The following is a 14683-nucleotide window of genomic DNA, read 5'->3' as shown; positions in this document are numbered from 1 at the left end:
GGGAGCGCGTTTTTTGTTTCGGCGGGGCGGGCCGGTGACGGCTGCCGCCCGCGGATGCCGACTTACTTCAGGACTGCTGCGACCGCGTTTGCGACCGCGTCGAGGTTGCGCGTGTTCAGCGCTGCCACGCAGATGCGGCCCGTGCCGACTGCGTAGATGCCGAACTCTTCGCGCAGACGATCGACTTGCGCCGAAGTCAGGCCCGAATACGAGAACATCCCGCGCTGCGCGTTGATGAAGCTGAAGTCGCGATCCACGCCGCTCGCCTTCAGGCGCTCGACGAGGCCATTGCGCATCGCACGGATGCGGTCGCGCATTTCGCCGAGTTCCTGCACCCATGCAGCATGCAGTTCCGGCGACGCGAGCACGGCCGCGACGACGGCGCCGCCATGGGTCGGCGGATTCGAGTAGTTCGTGCGGATCACGCGCTTCAGTTGCGACAGCACACGCGTCGCTTCTTCCTTGCTCGACGTGATGATCGACAGCGCGCCGACGCGCTCGCCGTACAGCGAGAACGACTTCGAGAACGACGACGACACGAATGCGTTCAGGTCGGCCGCGGCAAACAGGCGCACCGCCGCTGCATCTGCCTCGATGTTCTCGCCGAAGCCCTGGTAGGCCATGTCGAGGAACGGCACGAGGTTGCGCGCCTTGACGACGTCGACGACCTGCTGCCATTGCGCTTCGGTCAGGTCCACGCCGGTCGGGTTGTGGCAGCACGCGTGCAGCACGACGATCGTGCCTGCCGCATAGCCGTTCAGCGCCGACAGCATGCCGTCGAAGTTCACGCCGTTGGTGGCGGCGTCGTAGTACGGATACGCGACGACTTCGAAGCCGGCGGCTTCGAACAGCGCGCGGTGGTTTTCCCAGCTCGGATCGCTGATCGCGACCTTCGCGTTCGGGTTCACGGTGCGGAGGAAATCGGCGCCGATCTTCAGCGCGCCCGTGCCGCCCAGTGCCTGCGCGGTGACCACGCGGCCTGCGGCGATCAGCGGCGAATCGTTGCCGAGCAGCAGCTTCTGCACCGCTGCGTCGTAGGCGGCGATCCCGTCGATCGGCAGGTAGCCGCGCGGCAGGCCGGCGTCGACACGCGCCTTTTCCGCTTCGCGAACGGCGCGCAGCAGCGGAATCTTGCCTTCTTCGTTCGTGTACACACCGACGCCGAGGTTGACCTTGGTCGGACGCGCATCGGCGTTGAAGGCTTCGTTCAGGCCCAGGATCGGGTCGCGGGGAGCAAGCTGGACAGCGGAGAAGAGCGACATGATGATTCGGCAGTTGTGAAAAGAGGGTCAGGCTTTCAGCCGGCGGGGCGGGCGCAGCGGACCGCGCGCCAACGGGCACGGCGCCGGAAAGCGCAGCAGCCTGACATTGTAGCGAATTCACGCTGCCGGAGGCGGCGATCGCGCGGCGAATTGCGATTTCGGCCGGTGCCGCGCGTCAGGAGCCGTCAGCGGTCCGCAACGCCGCGAAGCGCTAGAATAGTCTTTTGCCCTCGCTCCGGCCGCACTCCATGTCCGAACATCACGCCGAAGTCGGCGACGCGCTCGACGAATCGAAATTCGTGACCTTCGAAGGGTCGCCATTTCAGCTATACCAGCCGTATCCGCCCGCAGGCGACCAGCCGACCGCGATCGAAACGCTCGTCGAAGGTGTCGGCGACGGCCTCGCGTTCCAGACGCTGCTCGGCGTGACGGGTTCGGGCAAGACCTTCACGATGGCGAACACGATCGCGCGGCTCGGCCGCCCGGCAATCGTATTCGCACCGAACAAGACGCTCGCGGCGCAGCTGTACGCGGAGTTCCGCGAGTTCTTCCCGCGCAACGCGGTCGAGTACTTCGTCTCGTACTACGACTATTACCAGCCGGAAGCGTACGTGCCGCAGCGCGACCTGTTCATCGAGAAGGACTCGTCGATCAACGAGCACATCGAGCAGATGCGGCTGTCGGCGACGAAGAGCCTGATGGAGCGCCGCGACGTGGTGATCGTCGCGACGGTGTCGGCGATCTACGGTATCGGCAACCCGTCCGAGTACCACAAGATGATCCTGACGCTGCGCGCCGGTGACAAGCTCGGCCAGCGCGACGTGATCGCGCGGTTGATCGCGATGCAGTACTCGCGCAACGATCAGGACTTCCAGCGCGGCACGTTCCGCGTGCGCGGCGACACGATCGACATCTTCCCGGCCGAGCATGCGGAGATGGCCGTGCGCGTCGAGCTGTTCGACGACGAGGTCGAGACGCTGCAGCTGTTCGACCCGCTGACCGGCCGCGTGCGGCAGAAGATTCCGCGCTTCACGGTGTATCCGTCGTCGCACTACGTGACGCCGCGCGACACCGTCATGCGTGCGGTCGAGACGATCAAGGACGAATTGCGCGAGCGCCTCGAGTTCTTTCACCGCGATGGCAAGCTCGTCGAGGCGCAGCGCCTCGAGCAGCGCACGCGCTTCGATCTCGAGATGCTGCAGGAGCTCGGCTTCTGCAAGGGCATCGAGAACTACTCGCGGCACTTCTCGGGCGCCGCGCCCGGCGAGCCGCCGCCGACACTCGTCGACTACCTGCCGCCCGACGCGCTGATGCTGCTCGACGAATCGCACGTGCTGATCGGCCAGCTGAACGGCATGTACAACGGCGACCGCGCGCGCAAGGAGAACCTCGTCAACTACGGATTCCGGCTGCCGTCGGCGCTGGACAACCGACCGCTCAAGTTCCCGGAGTTCGAACGCAAGATGCGTCAGGTGGTGTTCGTGTCGGCCACGCCTGCCGACTACGAGAAGCGCGTGACGGGGCAGATCGCCGAGCAGGTGGTGCGACCGACGGGCCTCGTCGATCCGGAAATCGAAGTGCGCCCGGCCAGCTCGCAGGTCGACGACGTGCTGACCGAGATCAACGCGCGCGTGAATGCCGGCGAGCGCGTGCTGATCACCGTGCTGACGAAGCGGATGGCCGAGCAGCTCACCGAGTTCCTCGCCGACCACGGCGTCAAGGTGCGCTACCTGCACAGCGACATCGACACGGTGGAGCGGGTCGAGATCATCCGCGACCTGCGACTCGGCACGTTCGACGTGCTGGTCGGGATCAACCTGCTGCGCGAAGGCCTGGACATTCCGGAAGTGTCGCTCGTCGCGATTCTGGACGCGGACAAGGAAGGCTTCCTGCGCGCCGAGCGCTCGCTGATCCAGACGATCGGCCGCGCGGCGCGCAACGTGAACGGCAAGGCGATCCTCTACGCCGACACGATGACCGAATCGATGAAGCGCGCGATCGGCGAGACCGAGCGGCGCCGTGCGAAGCAGATCGCGCACAACGAGAAGATGGGCATCACGCCGCGCGGCGTCGTGAAGCGCATCAAGGACATCATCGACGGCGTCTACAACGCCGACGACGCACGCGCCGAGCTGAAGGAAGCGCAGCAACGCGCGAAGTTCGAGGACATGTCGGAAAAGCAGATCGCGAAAGAAATCAAGCGACTCGAAAAGCAGATGGCCGACTACGCGAAGAACCTCGAGTTCGAAAAGGCCGCGGCCACCCGCGACCAGCTGGCGCTGCTGCGCGAACGCGTGTTCGGTGCGAACGTGGGCGACCACATCAGCGGCGGCCGGTAAACCTTTCCAAAACGTCACTGAAACCTCCCGGTAACTCGGCTGTAAGCCTTGTCGCATCAGGGGTTTAGCGGGGGTCTCGTTTGTTCCAGCGCCGGTTCGGTGCTACACTTCGCAAGTATTGAGAATAGTTCGCATTAACGTTCTTCATTGCGTTAGTGTTTCCGGCGAGCCGTCCAGGAGGGCGGTTGGCAGCGTGTCAGACAAATAACAAGGAGTGTCCATGTTGGGTTCTTCGTTCATCCGCACGTCGGTTGCGGTAGCGGCGGCGCTTGCCGCGATGTCGGCCTCGGCGGCCGAATATCCGATCGGCAAGCAGCAGATCCAGGGCGGCATGGAAATCGGCGCGGTGTACCTGCAGCCGATCACGATGGATCCGGAAGGGATGATGCGCAAGGCGTCGGATTCGGACATCCACCTCGAAGCCGACATCCACGCGGTCAAGAACAACCCGACGGGTTTCGCGGAAGGCGACTGGATGCCGTACCTGCAGGTCACGTACAAGCTGACGAAGCAGGGCGACACGAAGTGGAAGGCCGAAGGCGACCTGATGGGCATGGTCGCGAGCGACGGCCCGCACTACGGCGACAACGTGAAGCTGGCCGGCCCGGGCAAGTACCACCTGACGATGATCGTCAAGCCGCCGATGCAGTCGGGCCACATGGCGTTCGGCCGTCACGTCGACAAGGAAACCGGCGTAGGTGCGTGGTTCAAGCCCGTCACCCTCGAATACGACTTCCCGTTCGCCGGCATCGGCAAGAAGGGCGGGTACTGATCGGTGGCATCACGGACGGCGCGCTTCGGCGCGCCGTCAGCGTAGAGAACCCAGAATGAAATTTCCCCAGAAAATCGTCGCCGCAGCCGCCGCGCTGTGGCTCGCCGGCGCGGCACATGCCGCCGATCTGCCGACGTTCAAGCTCGAGATGACGGACGGCAAGCTGAACCCCGCGCGCATCGAAGTGCCGGCCGGTCAGCGCTTCAAGATCGAGATCAGGAATACCGGCAAGGGCGCCGCCGAATTCGAGAGCGTGCAGTTGCGCAAGGAGAAGGTGCTCGCGCCGGGCGCCGATTCGTTCGTGGTCGTCGCCCCGCTGTCGCCGGGCGAGTACAAGTTTTTCGACGATTTCCACCAGCAGGCACAGGGCGTGATCGTCGCGAAGTAATGCGTTTTATCTGCGTACGGGTGCACGAATGCCGCGCCCCGCACGTCAGGAGGATTCAATGGGTCAGATCTTGTTCATCGTCTGGCGGGAGAGCGTCGAAGCGCTGCTCGTCGTCGGCATCCTCTATGCATGGCTGAAGAACGGCGACGACGACGCACGCCGCGGCCTGCCCTTTCTGTGGACGGGCGTGGCAGTCGGCCTGCTGATGGCCGTCGGTCTCGGCGCCGCACTCGTCGGCTTCACCGAAGTGCTGTCCGGCGACGCACAGGACTATTTCCAGACCGCGATGGTGCTGATCGCCTGCGTGCTGATCGTGCAGATGGTGCTGTGGATGCGCCGGCACGGCCGCACGCTGAAGCGCGACATGGAGCAGTCGCTGCAGCAGAGCACGCGCGATTCGAACTGGTGGGGCGTTGCCGTGCTGGTCGCGCTCGCGATCGCCCGCGAAGGCAGCGAGACGGTGATCTTCCTGTACGGCCTCGGTTTCGGCCAGTCGGGGCATGTGGACGCGAGCCAGATGCTCGCGGTCGTGATCGGCCTCGGCCTCGCGTTCCTCACGTTCTATCTGCTGCAGCTCGGCGGCAAGTACTTCTCGTGGCGCCATTTCTTCCGCGTCACCGAAGTGATGCTGCTGTTCCTCGGCGCGGGCCTGTTCCAGACCGGCGTCGACAAGCTGATCGACAAGGAAATCCTGCCGCTCGGCATCTCGCAGCTGTGGGACACGTCCGCGATTCTCGATGATTCCGGCACGTTCGGTTCGCTCGTCGCGACGCTGACCGGTTATCGCGCGCATCCGGCGCTGACCAACCTGGTCGCCTATGCGGTGTACTGGGCGGTCGTCTGGTTGCTGATGAAGCGCGCGAGCCGCCGTCCGGCCGTCACAGCGGGCCGCACGGCATGAGCGTTGCCGCCGCAGCCAAGCCGGGCTGGCTCGCACTGGCCGGCCAGTGGATGCAGCGCCACGGCGCGGTGATCCGCGGTATCCAGTGGATCGTCGTCGCCGTCTATGCATTCCTGATCATCGTGCCGGCGGTGTTACCGCTGCCGGACGATTCCGCGCACCTGTGGAACAACCTCACGCTGATCGCACAGTTCGTGTTCTGGGGCATCTGGTGGCCGTTCGTGCTGCTGTCGATGGTGATGCTCGGCCGCGTCTGGTGCGGCGTGCTGTGCCCGGAAGGCGCGCTCACCGAATACGCGAGCCGGTTCGGCCGCGGCGGCGCGATTCCGCGCTGGATGCGGTGGGGCGGCTGGCCGTTCGTCGCGTTCGGGCTCACGACGATCTACGGGCAGATGGTCAGCGTGTACCAGTACCCGCTCGCCGTGCTGTTCGTGCTCGGCGGCTCGACCGTCGGCGCGATCGTGATCGGCCTGCTGTACGGCCGCGAGAAGCGCGTGTGGTGCAAGTACCTGTGCCCGGTCAACGGCGTGTTCGGATTGCTGTCGCGGCTCGCGCCGATGCGCTACAAGGTCGACGAGGATGCGTGGCGCCGCTCGTACAAGAACGGCGAGCACGGGCATCGCGTGATTCCGATCAACTGCGCGCCGCTCGTGCCGTTGCGCAACATGAAGGGCGCCGCCGCATGCCACATGTGCGGCCGCTGCAGCGGGCATCGCGATGCGATCGAACTGTCGTGGCGCTCGCCGTCCGACGAGGTCGTGAATCTCGGCGCGCAACAGGCGAACCCGTGGGACACGGCGCTGATCCTGTACGGCCTGCTCGGCGTCGCGATCGGTGCGTTCCACTGGACCGTCAGCCCGTGGTTCGTGCAGATCAAGCAATTCCTCGCGGGCTGGCTGATCGACCGCGACATCACGTGGCCGCTCGAGACCAATGCACCGTGGTTTCTGCTCACGCATTACCCGGATCGCAACGATGTGTTCTCGTGGCTCGACGGCGGTCTGGTCGTCGGCTATATCGTCGGCACGGGGCTCGTGTACGGTACCGCGCTGCTCGTGCTGCTGGCCGGCGCGACGCTGATGCTCGGCCGTTTCGATCGCGTGCGTCTTCATCATCTCGCGCAGGCGCTGATCCCGATCGCGGGTGCGGGCGTGTTTCTCGGGCTGTCGGCGACGACGTTGTCGCTGCTGCGGGCCGAGCATGTGCCGCTCGGCTGGGCGACGGATGTGCGCATCGCGATTCTCGTTTGCGCCAACGCGTGGAGCGCGTGGCTCGCTTGGAAGGTGACGGGGCGCTATGCCGCGTGGCCGCGCCGACTGGCTGCATTCGTGTGGTTCGCGGCTGGCCTGGCCGTGATCGACAGCGCGTGGTGGTTGATGTTCTGGGGTTTCTGATGCGGGATTGAAGGCCTGGCGGCCACGCGCCGGAGTAGCAGGCGAGGTGTTCCGCCGCCGGGCTCAGGAGTGCGCTGAAACAGCCGCGCCGATAGCCGCGATGCCTTTTCCGTTGTCTGCGGACGCCCAAATAAAAAGCGACACGTCTTTCGACGTGTCGCTTTTTTTCTGCCTTGTGCGAGAACCAAAAAAGTGGCTTGGCTTGCTGCAACGGCTGCTTGAGTGTATTTGCACGAAGGGGTCTAGATCTCGCGTGCAAGCCGTTACGCTGGCTACTGCCCAACACCTCTCAGGGAGGTGGTCCCCACAATACTCTGTCGTTACTTCGTCAGGATCAGTTTGCCGAGCCGCGTGGCACGCAACTGATAGGTCTCTCCGTTATGCGCGATGCTGATGTGGCTGTGACCTTGCAGCAGCGCATCGCTGCTGAGGGTCCGTGTGCCGGCATCGCGGCTTCCGGCGGGTTTCGCCGGCGTCGTGACCGCTGCCGTCTTCTGACGGTTGCCGCTTGCGGTGCCGGTCGTGCGGCGCAAGGTCAGCGTGGTCGGGCGCGTGGTGTCGGTCATTCGGTTGATCGGTAACAGTCGATGCGATGGAATGAATTCTAAATGATAACTATTCCCATTTACAAAAACTCTTTATCGATCGATGCAACAAACCCGATAGCGTGAGTCAAAGAGGCGGCCCGCAGGCCGCCGTCGACGTCAGTGGAGCGGATCCGGGTCCTTGCGCCCTTGTGCGTATTCGCGGATCAGGCGCACCGTGTCGATGTCCGACGTGCGATACGCTTCCTTCACGATACCGTGCGTGTGACGCGCTTCCTCGCTGTCGTCCGTGACGGTCAGCGTCGTGCGGTATTCGAAACGCAGGAACAGCTCGTGATCGTCGCGCTCCTCGATCGTCATCGTCAGCGAGCCGCCGATTTCACCACCGGCCGCATGGATGTCGTAGCGCACTTGCTGGTTCGGGATGAACGTCACGCGGTCGCGCACGATCGCATGCCCGTAGTGCAGCTCGCGTTCGAGCGTGGTGTCCGTTCGTTCGTGGACGACACAGCTGTCGAGACCGATCACGAACAGCTGCGGCTGTTCGGCGCGCAGCACGAGGCCTTCCCAGAGCTGGTCGCGGGTAAGGGACGGCACGGCCGGATCGTCGGAGTTGATCTGGATCAGATGTTCGAAGTTCAAGGGGACGGGTTCCTTCTGGTGGCGGCAGCCACATGGCTCAAGAAGTTATTGTGACGCAAAACAAGCCGTTTCGCGGCAGCTGCGGCCCCGATTGCGCGTCACGCTTCGATGCGGCCCATGCGGCCCGTCTGGTAGTCGACGACGGCCTGCCGGATCTCTTCCTCGGTATTCATCACGAACGGGCCATAGCGGACGATCGGCTCGTTGAGCGGGACGCCGCCGATCAGCAGCAGGTCGAGCGGCGTATCGCCGGCTTCGAACGTCACCGCGTCGCCATCGTCACCGTAGACGACCATCTGCCGTGCGTCGACGGGTTGCCTGTCGGGCCCGTAGCGGCCCGCTCCGTCGAGCGGGTAGGCGAACACGCGATAACCTGGCGGCACCGGCTGCGTGACCATTGCGCCCGGTTGCAGCGTGAAATGCTGGTAGAGGATCGGCGTGCGCGTCTCGATCGCGGCACGCACACCGAACGCTTCGCCGGCGATCACGCGGACCTGCGCACGGCCGTCCGGCGACGTCGCGGTCGGGATGCGGTCGGCCGGGATTTCCTGGTAGCGCGGTGCGATCAGCTTGTCGCGGCGCGGCAGGTTCACCCACAGCTGGAAGCCGTGCGAGCGGCCGCCCGCCTGCGCGAATTCGGGGTCCGGCATTTCGCTGTGCACGACGCCCGCACCGGCCGTCATCCACTGCACGTCGCCGGGCCCGAGCGTGCCGGCATGGCCGGCCGAGTCGCGATGGCGAAAGCGCCCGTCGAGCACGTAGGTCACCGTCTCGAAGCCGCGATGCGGATGGTCGGGCGCGCCCTTGGCTTCGCCGGGCGCATAGTCGACAGGGCCCATTTCATCGAGCAGCAGGAACGGATCGAAATCCATCAGCAGCCGGGTCGGGAACGGGCGGTGAACCACGAAGCCGCCGCCTTCGGTCGTGCGAAGCGCGGGGTAGGTTCGGTCAAGCGAGCGAGCGGTCGTCATGCAGAAGCCCTCGAAATCATCGGAATAGCGTTATTTTTGAAACATAGCGCTATTATATTGGGCGTTTTGCGGTCCGATTTGCGGCGGTTCGCAATGGATTGTTCTGAAATTGGAACGATGAAATGAACATCGATGCACACAACCTGAACGACCTGATGTACTTTTCGCAGGTCGTCGAACACGGCGGGTTCTCGGCTGCGGAGCGCGTGCTGGGTATCTCGAAATCGCGCCTGTCGCGGCGCCTGACCGAACTTGAAGCGGCGCTCGGCGTGCGGCTGCTGCAGCGTTCGACGCGCAAGCTCGCGTTGACCGAGGCGGGGGAGCTGTTCTACCAGCATTGCCAGGCGATGCTCGCCGAAGCCCAGGCCGCGATGAACGCCGTGCAGCAGCTGCGCTCGTCGCCGCGCGGTTCGGTGCGCGTGAGCGTCCCTGTCACGCTGTCGCAGACGATGCTGTCGCGCATCCTGCCCGAATTCCTGCACCGCTATCCCGAGGTGAAGGTGCACATCCGCGTGACGAACCGCGTGATCGACCTGTTCGAGGATTCGGTCGATGTCGCGTTGCGCGTGCGTTCGGAGCCACCGCAGAACGCGAACATCGTCGTGCGGCCATTGTGGCGGACCGAGCAGATGCTGGTCGGCGCGCCGAGCCTGCTGAGCCAGAATGCGCCGCCGCTCGTGCCGGACGATCTGGCGCGCTTCGAGACGCTCGATACGCCGAGCGTCGATGGACGGCACGTGTTCAACCTGATCGCGCCGGACGGCACGCGTCACTTGCACGAGCACGATCCGAGGCTCGTGACGGCGGACCTGATGACGATCCGCGAGGCCGTGCTCGACGGCCTCGGCATCGCGGCGCTGCCGGAGATGATGTACGGCAATGCATTGCGCGCCGGACAGTTGTCACCGGTGATGCCGGGCTGGACGCTGCCGGTGCCGCAACTCTATGCGGTGTTCGTTTCGCGGCAGGGGATGCCGCCAGCGGTCCGCGCGTTCGTCGACTATTTGGTCGAGAAGCTCGATCACGGCGATTACAAGCAGCCGAGCTGCCCGGAGCGCGACAAGAAGGAAGCCGCGGCGGCCGATGCTTCGTCCACCTGAATGCAAACCGCGCGTCGTGGCAAATTTGTTTTGTCATTGAAGTGCCGCCGGCAATCGCAAGTTTCAATCGCGGGGGCCTTGAATGCGTTCGCGCCCGGGCCTATATTGAAATCCCATTTCGCGAAGGAAGTTCTGAGCGGAATCAGGTGGCCGCATATATTGCGAGCCAGATAGGGCAGAACGCGCAGTCCGTGCAGACCACGGTAGCCGCATTGCGTTGCTCGAGGCGCAACCGATACCGCCGAAGAGCCCGCCGCCCGAAGGCGCCCGCGTGCGCATGAAAAAAGGCCTTCATCTGGCGATGAAGGCCTTTTACTTTGTGGGGCCGGCCAGGTGCCGCCGCCGACCCGCCAAACGCGCGTGCGTTACTTCGCCTTCGCGGTCGGCTCGGTCACGAAGCCGAGCTTCGTGAGGCCGCCGGCCTGCGCATCGGACATCACTTCCGCCACACGCTCATAGGCAACCTTGCGATCGGCGCGCAGGTGCAACTCCGGTTGCGGCTGATGCTGTGCCGCTTCCGCGATGTGTGCCTGCAGCTGCTCGCGCGTGACCGTCTGGTCGTTCCACAGGATCGTGCCGTTGCCCTGGATCGCGACGTCGACCGTTTGCGGCTTTTCGTCGACGGGCTGGCTGCTCGCGTGCGGCAGGTCGATCTTCACCGCGTGCTGCATCGCCGGGATCGTCACGAGGAAGATGATCAGGAGTACGAGCATGACGTCGACGAGCGGCGTCATGTTGATCTCGCTCATCACGCCATCGTCGTCGTCATCGCTGAAGCCGGTGTTCATTGCCATGATTCACCTCGTCTCAGCTGGCGCGCGTCGCGAGACGCAGGCCGTCGCGGGGCGACGACGACGCGAGGCGCGCGCCGGTCACGAAGTAGGCGTGCAGACCGTGTGCGAAGCGGCGCAGCTTGCTGACGACACCCTTGTTCGCGCGCGTCAGTGCGTTGTAGCCGAGCACGGCCGGAATCGCGACGAACAGGCCGAAGGCCGTCATGATCAGCGATTCGCCGACCGGGCCCGCGACCTGGTCGATCGACGTCTGGCCGGTTGCGCCGATCACGAGCAGTGCGTGATAGATGCCCCAGACCGTGCCGAACAGGCCGACGAACGGCGCCGTGCTGCCGATCGACGCGAGAATCGCGAGGCCGGCCTGCATGCGCGAGATGCCTTCGTCCATCGTGTCCTTCAGGCAGCGCGTGACCCAGTCGGACACGTCCATGCGGTCGTGCAGGTGCGGCTGCGTCTGATGGTGGTGATCGGCGGCTTCCTTGCCCGACAGCGCGAGCGCGAGGAACGGGTTGTCGCTCGGCGTCGATGCGGTGAGACCGAGCTTCTTGATGCCGTCGTCGAAGTCGTCCGAATGCCAGAACGCCTGTTCCGCGTTCTTCGTGAGGCGGTTCAGGCGAATCACGTTCCAGCCCTTGACGATGATCACGATCCACGACAGGACCGACATCACGAGCAGCGTGATCGCAATGGCGCGCGTGACGAAATCACCTTGCGCCCAGACGTGCGCGATACCGTAGCTTTGCATTTTTGTTTCCTTTGAATCTTCCGGATGAGGCAGGTTAGTCGGTGAGCCCGAAGTTGTAGGGCTGTGTGCGGGCGGCGCGGATCGCCTGGCCGTTCTCGATATACGGACGGCAGGTGGTCGAGCGCATCGCGTCGAGTGCGGCATCGTCGAGGCGCGGATAACCGCTGCTCTTCTGCAGCTCGACGCTTTCGATCTTGCCGGTCACGCCGACGACGAAGTGAACATAGGCGGTGCCCGATTCGCCGCGGCGACGCGACATCGACGGGTAGTCGGGTTTCACGAAGTTGCATTGAAGTGTCGGCACGTTCTTGGGCGCGCTGACCTGCATCGTTTCGCGAGCCGTGGTGGGCGTTGCGGCCGGCGCTGCAGCGGCGGGCGCGGCGGGAGCCGGCGTCGGATCGGCAGCCGGCGCGGGCGTCGGCGACGGAGCAGGCGATTGCGCCACCGGCTGAGGCGCGGGCTTCGCCGCCTTCTGCACCGGCTTCGGCTCGACCTTCGGTTTGACGCGCGGGGTGGGCTTCGGCGGCGCGGGTTGCGGGATCGATTCGGCCGCGACCTGCTGGGCGATCGGCGCAGGCGTGATGAGCTGCGCGGTGATCGACTGGACTTCGACCGATTTCGGCGGCGGCGCGTTGCGATGGAGCCACGCGGCTGTCAGCATGATCGCGTGTGCGGCAAGCACACCGACCGCGACCGTGATGACCCGGGGATTCATACGTGGAGCAGCCGGCAGGATGCCGGCAGGAGCGGATTGCGAAGCCTGCATGTTAGCTTGAAAGAACGACGTCGCACCCGGGGCGCGGCGGGTGAATCGGCACTACTTGCGGAAGATCAGCAGCGAGATGCAAACGGTGGTCACAAATCCGATCAGCAATTCCATGACAGGCTCCTTGGCAGGTAAGCCGCTGGCTCGCGCGGAAAATGGCTTGCTGACGGTCGGACATAAAACGCGGCGGCGGCCGCATGCGCACGCTCGGCGCCGCTCAGGCGGCCTTGCGGTCGTAGAACGTGACCGGGATCGGATGAGCGTGGTGCTCGACGCCGCACCGGCTCGCGCAGACGCCTTGCTCGGCCATGAGGTCGCGTACGGACTCCTCGCACTTGCCGCAGCACGTGGCCACGCCGAGCTCGAACTGGAGTTCGTCGAAGGAACCCACGCCCTCGGCGAGGGACGCGCGAATCTTGCGATCCGAAACTGACTTGCACACGCAGACGATCATGATGAGTTGCGATAGCTAACGGTAATGCGAATTATTATCATTAAATTTGCGGAGGTTGACAAGCCTGGGTTCGGCTTTTTTTAAGGTCATCGGACCCTTGAAACGGCGGGATAGCAGGAGAGGGCGTGCCGGCGGTGTGCCGGCGCGCGTCAGGCGGTCGCGCAGGCGCGCGCGTTCGGCGAGGAAATGGTGACGGATTCGACGGGCGCGTCGAGGCCAAGCAGCGTCGACGCGAGTGCGTGCAATTGCCGGCCGTCGCCCGTCGAGCAAAAGCGCGGCGGCGCGGCACGCGTGCCGGCCGGCGCGCGCAGGCCGCGTTCGTCGAGCACCCGCGCGAGCTGGCGGGCGATGGCATCGCTCGTGTCGACAATCGTCAGGCGGTCGCCAACAATGTCACGAATCGTTTCTGTGAAGAACGGATAGTGCGTGCAGCCGAGCACCAGCGTATCGGCACCGTCGTCGAGCATTGGCTGCAGATAACGCTCGAGCAACGTGCGCAATGCGGGGGAGTTCGTGTCGCCGCGTTCGATCGCTTCGACGAGCCCGTGGCCCGGCTGGCAGATGAAGCGGCGGCCGGCGCCGTAGCGGTCGAGCAGCGCCTGGAAGCGCGGACTGTTCAGCGTCGATTGCGTCGCGAGGACGCCCGCGACGCCGGTCGTGGACAGCGCGGCCGCCGGTTTGATGCCCGGTTCGACACCGACGAGCGGTATCGACAGGCGTTCGCGGATGGCTGCGATCGCTCGCGCCGTCGCCGTGTTGCACGCGATCACGAGCGCTTTCGCCCCTTCGCGGGCGAGCCACTCGCCGATGGCCAGCGTGCGTTCCGTAATGAACGCCTCGTCGCGCGGCCCGTACGGCGCGTGCTGCGAATCGGCGACGTAGACGAACGACTCGCCGGGCAGGTGCGCGCGCACGGCGCGCAGCACCGACAGGCCGCCGAGCCCCGAATCGAAGATCCCGACGGGGGCGGCGGGGCGGACCCCGGAAGCGGCTGGCTGGTGCGTCATCGTCATGCGGACGGCGAGGTGGCGGGCGTGGCGGCGGTGGCCGTGATGGCGCTTACTCGGGCGAACCCATCATCGTCTGCTGGTAGTTCTGCAGGCCGACCTTGCCAATCAGGTCGATCTGCGTTTCCAGCCAGTCGATGTGCTCTTCGGTGTCGTCGAGAATCTTTTCGAAGATCTCGCGCGACACGTAGTCACGCACCGATTCGCAGTAGGCGATCGCTTCCTTGCAGGTGTTCTGCGAGATCTGCTCGAGCTTCAGGTCGCACTTCAGGATCTCCTCGGTTTCCTCGCCGATGAGCAGCTTGTGCAGGTCCTGCAGGTTCGGCAGGCCGTCGAGCATGAATACGCGCTCGATCAGCCAGTCGGCGTGCTTCATTTCGCCGATCGATTCGTCGTATTCATGCTTGCCGAGCTTGTCGAGGCCCCAGTGCTTGTACATGCGCGCATGCAGGAAGTACTGGTTGATTGCCGTGAGTTCGTTCTTCAGTTGGGCGTTCAGGTATTCGATGACTTTCTTGTCGCCTTGCATGGCTGTTCCTTGTTCAGTGGGGCTTCAGAAACCGAACGATAATCGCTCGACCGAGAAAAGCCAAGCCTCGAAGC

General features: G+C 64.8%; 16 protein-coding genes. 6 read left to right on the top strand and 10 right to left on the bottom strand.

Annotated elements, in window-relative coordinates; translation table 11 throughout:
• Positions 1–62: 62 nt before the first annotated feature.
• On the bottom strand, positions 63–1262 hold the full coding sequence (locus ACP26O_RS11385) for an amino acid aminotransferase (protein WP_011657455.1): 1200 nt from the start codon (positions 1260–1262) through the stop codon (positions 63–65).
• Positions 1263–1510: 248 nt separating this feature from the next.
• On the opposite strand from ACP26O_RS11385, the gene uvrB reads away from it, so the two are divergent.
• The 5 genes from uvrB to ACP26O_RS11360 all read left to right on the top strand — a co-directional run bounded on the left by uvrB (position 1511) and on the right by ACP26O_RS11360 (position 7056).
• Positions 1511–3601, top strand: a complete 2091-nt coding sequence (uvrB, locus tag ACP26O_RS11380; protein WP_126228210.1) for an excinuclease ABC subunit UvrB — start codon at positions 1511–1513, stop codon at positions 3599–3601.
• 220 nt (positions 3602–3821) lie between these two features.
• Positions 3822–4373 (top strand): iron transporter, encoded by a 552-nt coding sequence (locus tag ACP26O_RS11375; protein WP_006754465.1) that lies wholly within the window; start codon positions 3822–3824, stop codon positions 4371–4373.
• A 55-nt stretch (positions 4374–4428) separates the two neighbouring features.
• The gene (locus ACP26O_RS11370) at positions 4429–4761 is read left to right on the top strand and encodes a cupredoxin domain-containing protein (protein WP_006760846.1); all 333 of its coding nucleotides are present in this window, start codon (positions 4429–4431) and stop codon (positions 4759–4761) included.
• A 58-nt stretch (positions 4762–4819) separates the two neighbouring features.
• Complete coding sequence (locus ACP26O_RS11365) at positions 4820–5662, top strand: FTR1 family iron permease (RefSeq protein ID WP_006760847.1); 843 nt, start codon at positions 4820–4822, stop codon at positions 5660–5662.
• Complete coding sequence (locus tag ACP26O_RS11360) at positions 5659–7056, top strand: 4Fe-4S binding protein (protein WP_175666703.1); 1398 nt, start codon at positions 5659–5661, stop codon at positions 7054–7056. The genes ACP26O_RS11365 and ACP26O_RS11360 overlap by 4 nt, the downstream gene beginning before the upstream one ends.
• A 320-nt stretch (positions 7057–7376) precedes the next feature.
• Here ACP26O_RS11360 and hemP read toward each other — a convergent pair whose 3' ends face one another.
• From hemP to ACP26O_RS11345, 3 genes are all read right to left on the bottom strand, one after another.
• A complete protein-coding gene (hemP, locus tag ACP26O_RS11355) occupies positions 7377–7622 on the bottom strand; it encodes a hemin uptake protein HemP (RefSeq protein WP_006760849.1) in 246 nt (81 codons plus the stop codon).
• Positions 7623–7760: 138 nt separating this feature from the next.
• Positions 7761–8243 carry an SRPBCC family protein gene (locus ACP26O_RS11350; RefSeq protein ID WP_138847426.1) on the bottom strand — a complete coding sequence of 161 codons (483 nt, stop codon included), beginning with the start codon at positions 8241–8243 and terminating at the stop codon, positions 7761–7763.
• 98 nt (positions 8244–8341) lie between these two features.
• Positions 8342–9214 (bottom strand): pirin family protein, encoded by an 873-nt coding sequence (locus ACP26O_RS11345; RefSeq protein ID WP_175666704.1) that lies wholly within the window; start codon positions 9212–9214, stop codon positions 8342–8344.
• A 122-nt stretch (positions 9215–9336) separates the two neighbouring features.
• On the opposite strand from ACP26O_RS11345, the gene ACP26O_RS11340 reads away from it, so the two are divergent.
• On the top strand, positions 9337–10314 hold the full coding sequence (locus ACP26O_RS11340; protein ID WP_105832435.1) for a LysR family transcriptional regulator: 978 nt from the start codon (positions 9337–9339) through the stop codon (positions 10312–10314).
• A gap of 365 nt (positions 10315–10679) precedes the next feature.
• Here ACP26O_RS11340 and ACP26O_RS11335 read toward each other — a convergent pair whose 3' ends face one another.
• From ACP26O_RS11335 to bfr, 6 genes are all read right to left on the bottom strand, one after another.
• Complete coding sequence (locus ACP26O_RS11335) at positions 10680–11108, bottom strand: ExbD/TolR family protein (protein ID WP_006754473.1); 429 nt, start codon at positions 11106–11108, stop codon at positions 10680–10682.
• A 13-nt stretch (positions 11109–11121) separates the two neighbouring features.
• On the bottom strand, positions 11122–11853 hold the full coding sequence (locus ACP26O_RS11330; RefSeq protein ID WP_011657446.1) for a MotA/TolQ/ExbB proton channel family protein: 732 nt from the start codon (positions 11851–11853) through the stop codon (positions 11122–11124).
• Between the two features lie 34 nt (positions 11854–11887).
• Positions 11888–12619, bottom strand: coding sequence for an energy transducer TonB (locus ACP26O_RS11325; protein ID WP_175666705.1), 732 nt, complete (start codon positions 12617–12619; stop codon positions 11888–11890).
• Positions 12620–12836: 217 nt separating this feature from the next.
• A complete protein-coding gene (locus ACP26O_RS11320) occupies positions 12837–13073 on the bottom strand; it encodes a (2Fe-2S)-binding protein (protein ID WP_006755389.1) in 237 nt (78 codons plus the stop codon).
• Positions 13074–13222: 149 nt separating this feature from the next.
• Entirely contained in the window at positions 13223–14086 is an 864-nt protein-coding gene (murI, locus tag ACP26O_RS11315; RefSeq protein ID WP_012364284.1) for a glutamate racemase, read from the bottom strand.
• Between the two features lie 46 nt (positions 14087–14132).
• A complete protein-coding gene (bfr, locus tag ACP26O_RS11310) occupies positions 14133–14609 on the bottom strand; it encodes a bacterioferritin (RefSeq protein WP_012364283.1) in 477 nt (158 codons plus the stop codon).
• Positions 14610–14683 lie beyond the last annotated feature (74 nt).

Source organism: Burkholderia sp. R-40 (genome assembly GCF_049942845.1).
In the GTDB taxonomy this organism is placed as follows: Bacteria; Pseudomonadota; Gammaproteobacteria; order Burkholderiales; family Burkholderiaceae; genus Burkholderia; species Burkholderia ambifaria.
The sequence above is the reverse complement of the archived record's forward strand: the minus strand, read 5'-3'. Positions and strand labels throughout refer to the sequence as shown.